Genomic DNA, 1632 nt, shown 5'->3' with positions numbered 1-1632 from the left:
AACCATCAATGGTAAAGTAGCCATACAAAATAGCCAAGATAACCTCACAGGAACCATCACTGTCAATACCTTTGAAAATATAGGTCAAGTTAATGGTCAAATTTATATGGGAGTTTGGGGAAATAAAAACTCAGGAATTCTCACTGTGGATCAGTTTGATAACAGTGGAACTATAGCTTCAAGCGATAAAGGAGTTTTTTTCGAAGGCGGTGCTAATAATAAATCCACGATTAATAATTTTAACAATACTGGAGTTATAACAACTTCAACAAATAAAGAAGCTGTTCGATTTAATCATACTGATGTTAAAACCATTACCAATAGTGGAAACATTAAAAGCGAGGGACATAGAGGTATAAGCATAGATAATTCAAGTGTACAAACTCTTAATAATAGTGGCACTATTCAAACCAGCAATCAAGATGTAAATAACTGGGATACGCAAGCAATATATATTGGCTATTCTACAATCCAAACGTTTATCAATAGCGGAACCTTAAAAGGCGATGGAAGAAAAGATCCAGGAGGACCTAATGGGGCTATGTTTGCTAGCTCTGGGGTAAATCTTTCTGGTTCTACTATAACAAATTTTGATAACTCAGGTATTCTTTCAGGAAGAGTAGGTATAAATATATCAAGTACCACTATAGATAATTTTAAAAACACTGGTACTATAGAAGGAACATCTGGAGCCAAACAATTATCAGGAGCAGTATTCATTCAAAGTTGGAGAACTTCAAGCTCCACTATTAAAAATTTTGAAAACACAGGTCTAATCAAAAATCAAAACGGCAATGCTATCTTCATAGGTGATGGCAACAAGATAGAAACCCTTACAAATAAAGGAACTATAGAAGCAGGCAACAATGGTATAACTTTTTATGCATTTGATACAAATAAAAAGCCCGTTAATATTGGTAAAATCACTATAGAAAAAGGTGGTGTTATTAAAGCAGGCAATGATGCAATCCATATAGATGGAAGTAAAAATGGTATTGAGGGTGAAGGCATTGAAGTTAAAGCAGGGGGTAGATTAGAAGGTGGTAATGCAGGTATTTATATAGGTGGCGGTAAGCAAGTAAATACTAGCATCAATGTATCTGGAACTATCCAAGGTGGTAATGGGGGTATTATAAATACTGGAACCATTGGAAAAGAAGGACAAGAAAAACAAGAATACGGAATCACTATTGAAAATGAAGGTCTTATTGCTTCTGCAAAAGGAAGTGGTATTTTAAATACTGACAATGGAATTATTTATGGTAATATCTTCAATAGAAGTAATAATAATTTAAGTTTAAAAAATGATTCTGATGCGACTATTACAAGTGGTATTAAAAATGAAGGTGGTGGAACCATCTTTGTTAATAACCAAGGAACCATAGATAAAGATAATAGTGGCAATCATTTAACTAATAGCGGATCTGGTAGCATAGTCATAGAAGATTGGCTTGTTACTACAGATAAAGATACAGGTAAATTAGACACTATAATTGTAGGTGGAAATGGAAATGTAAGTGCTGATAAAATCACTATAGATGAGGGTAATCTCGATCTAGGACAACTTGATAATATAAACAATATCATCTCAGGTGTTAATCAAGGCAATATTGGCAATATAGGAACCAATGG

The 1632-nt window shown here is 33.8% G+C and carries 1 pseudogene; it reads left to right on the top strand.

What is annotated here, in order from left to right:
• Nucleotides 1-1632 (top strand): annotated as a pseudogene (locus AJ886_RS10450) (hypothetical protein); the annotation flags it as partial.

It is taken from the genome of Campylobacter sp. BCW_6465 (genome assembly GCF_001762815.1).
Classification (GTDB): Bacteria; Campylobacterota; Campylobacteria; order Campylobacterales; family Campylobacteraceae; genus Campylobacter_D; species Campylobacter_D jejuni.
Note: the sequence above shows the minus strand (reverse complement) of the source record. Positions and strands in the feature narration are given on the sequence as shown.